The 3217-nt window shown below is 38.9% G+C and carries 3 protein-coding genes; all 3 read right to left on the bottom strand.

Annotated elements, in window-relative coordinates:
• Positions 1–261 precede the first annotated feature (261 nt).
• The 3 genes from JKG61_RS22670 to JKG61_RS22660 all read right to left on the bottom strand — a co-directional run bounded on the left by JKG61_RS22670 (position 262) and on the right by JKG61_RS22660 (position 3013).
• On the bottom strand, positions 262–567 hold the full coding sequence (locus tag JKG61_RS22670) for a DUF1493 family protein (protein ID WP_202105288.1): 306 nt from the start codon (positions 565–567) through the stop codon (positions 262–264).
• A 101-nt stretch (positions 568–668) separates the two neighbouring features.
• The gene (locus JKG61_RS22665; RefSeq protein WP_202105287.1) at positions 669–1991 is read right to left on the bottom strand and encodes an RNA-binding domain-containing protein; all 1323 of its coding nucleotides are present in this window, start codon (positions 1989–1991) and stop codon (positions 669–671) included.
• Positions 1992–2125: 134 nt separating this feature from the next.
• A complete protein-coding gene (locus JKG61_RS22660; protein WP_202105286.1) occupies positions 2126–3013 on the bottom strand; it encodes a sce7726 family protein in 888 nt (295 codons plus the stop codon).
• Between the last annotated feature and the right edge of the window lie 204 nt (positions 3014–3217).

The raw sequence follows: 3217 nt of genomic DNA, 5'->3' as shown, positions 1-3217 counted from the left end.
GCGAAAATTGCATTTTTACAAGGGACTTCGATTTAAAAGAGGTTACATCACAATTAATTGTGGCGGCACAAATGGATACCAGCCCGATATGAGATTTGCGAGGGATGCCTCGACTGATGAATGGCGGGTTGTCAAAAATAAGTTTATCAAGCTTGATGACGGGAATTAAAATTTTTATCAAGATGAGACAGCTTTTGAATGATACAACACATTATGATACTGGATTGAGATATTATGAAAGTTTGAATTATTGTAATGCTTTCATTGCAGGTAACCGCAATCGATAGCTAACTGTAGATCGGATACTGTAAGTGGTCTATATATTGGCTGTGGTCTACCTATTAAAAACCTTAAAATGGTAGGTAATATCCAATCTCCTTCGTTTGGGAAATAGTCTGCGAAGCAAAAATCGCACATATCGACAGTGAATCTGTCCTTGAACCTATCGAAAAATTCCGCCGCATCATCGCCATAGAGATCGAGATCGTGAAATAATCTTGTGCTCTCCGTAATATGTGGATCTGCACCACAATAATCTTGCAAAAGCTTAATCAATTCGACATTCATAATGATAAATTAAACCAACTTTGCTACCATGATAAGGAACTGAATAGGTCTTCCCACCCTTCTCATAAATGTAATGAGGGAGAGAGGTTATTATTTAACAATTAGTTTAATAATTCCCAATAACCAGATCTATCGCTTCCAACACGTCCTATGACTTTATTTTCCCTTAAGCTCCGTATATGCTTATCAATAGCCGTGGTGCTGATTCCAATATGCTTGGACATAGATTTCTTAGATATCCTTGGGTTCGCCATTATCAGCCGTATTATTTCTTGTTGACTTTCTACCAACCCATCTACCAACCCACCTACCAACCCATCTACCAACCTGACGTAGCGACCACTAGCTTTCGAAATAGGAAATGAGATGCGAGTAAAGTTGTCGAGAAACTTGAAACATTCTTTATCATAACTTTCTAAGATCCTCGGTACTCCCGATCCCAATTGCTCTACCAATTCTAGATCCCTATATACCCGCATCAACTCTCGGTTTCGAGGAAACGAAACACCATCGAAAAACTCTTCTTCGCTCAATCCCTCAGGCAATATCCCTGCTGAGGTAATTTCTATCCTATCGGCAAATATTTCAAACTTGGGAGGTATTTCGCGAGTAAAATCATTGTGAATAATGCCATTTATGATGGCTTCCCGAAGAGCCACTGGATTCCATAATCGGTGATCGATACGTTCCTTAGCTGTAATTTGAGTTGTTGTTAGATTCTCCAATTCGATCTTATCTAGGACGCTCTTTGTTGCCTTAATCAATGAACAGTAACCGTATTCGTTATTCTCTATTAGGTCGACTCTATTTACGCCACTATATTTAGCTACTTTTATAGAGACTGCATTGTCATCGGCCAATAAATAGGCTGCATAGTTAAGATCTCCATCATCGGTAAGTAATTCTAAACTCTTTTTAAACTGCCCTTTTAGCGGAGTACGTTTTTCATCATAATATATACGAAGCTGTTCAAATGTTAAATCTTGCCTATATGACCGAATCTTACCAATAGAATTACGGGTACGGGTAGCAAATAGCTGATCGATCATCTTCTGAGGCATTGATTCTGAGGCCGTCCCAATCCGTATAAAACTACCTTTCTCAGTCATTCCAAATTTTTTCTTGAAATAAGGTTTCTCGCCACCGCCGACCACTATGATTTTAATAATATTCTTTCCTTCTCTTTCTTCGATAATCACATCAAATAACCCCATGGCGGAAGGTGAAATATTATTTTTTATGCGATCTTTTATCCTGAGTGCATCTCCATCCGCGTCCAGCACTCCTATTACTTTCGCAGTTTTATCTATACCAATGTAGATTATACCGCCCTCATTATAGTTTAAAAATGCTATAATCTCCTTTTCAATATCAACGTCGATATTGAATTCCCTTTTAAATTCTATACGATTGGTTTCCGACATCTTATTATGGAGATAAATTTATTTGACTTTAAAGTTAATCGATCTATGAAAGTAACCTCTAGAATATGGGCTTCTAACTCCAACTTTGAAATGAAATAACTTGGAAAACAAGGATAAGGCATAGCCAAAGTCGTTTACAAAAGGTTCTTACTTAGATTACTAATCATTGTAAGATACATTTTTTTATTGAATCGCGACTGGTAGAAAGAAAAATTCATATAAGAAGGCACCTCGCCTTCGGATACATAGGTATTGATCTGGAAATCTATTCGTTGCTTCAGAATACTACAATAAGCTTGTTGCACTTGCTTTACAGGGAACTGATACAATACTTCAAGACAGGACCTATAATAGAATGCCGGAGTAGCTTCGGGGATGAAGCCTGCGAGATTCTTTGTGAGCTTGGTATATTCAGCCTTACGCAGGGACGCCATCATGAAGGTGGTATCCAAAGATTCAGTACGTGGGATAGCTTTGCGCAACTCGTAGACGGATCCAGAGGCAGTGTACAATAGCAGTCCAACATAAGGGGGCAGTATGCTAAGGTATTTGTCTGCTAATGTGGTATGCGTGAATACGTAGACCTCGGTAAATGCTTTGTAATAGTCATCTAGTTGGGTCTTAAGCCGCTCTGGGGTATCAAGCTCAGTCTTGATCTCAAACACTTTGTTGGCACCATTGACCAATACGATATCGGCAATAGAATCACCTACACGAAATTCATTGAGCAAGATGGTGTCGTCTAATGCATAGTGCTTCAACACGTAATCATTGAGCAGTTTGTTTTTGTAGAGGTACTCGTGCCGATAATTTTGTTCAAGAATCTGATAGGTATGTGCAATAAGGTCACCTAAGCGTTTTGGTTGATCAGCAGTCATCTGTTCCCATCCTGTGTACCGTTTCATACGACGGATGTAGGAGGACTGATTGGTAGAAGTAGACAGCTTCTTGAAGGCAGCATGCGACACCATAGAAGCTAGCTCACGCAGATGTCCTTTATCATATGATGTAACGCTGATCATATGGCAAAGTTAGAAATTTAGGTTTGAATATCTATTTAAAGACTTAAAATTGATGGCCTGGACCTAGAGCAGACTTGAGTTGCTGCTATCTCCCGATAAATTTGATATCTTAGTACAATACTACGGTGTAAGCTATATATTATTAACTTATTATTCGGATGGCGACATTAAATGGAATCATACGCTCCTATCAGGCCAGTGCAA

It is taken from the genome of Sphingobacterium faecale (assembly GCF_016746095.1).
Taxonomy (GTDB): domain Bacteria; phylum Bacteroidota; class Bacteroidia; order Sphingobacteriales; family Sphingobacteriaceae; genus Sphingobacterium; species Sphingobacterium faecale.
The sequence above is the reverse complement of the archived record's forward strand: the minus strand, read 5'-3'. Positions and strand labels throughout refer to the sequence as shown.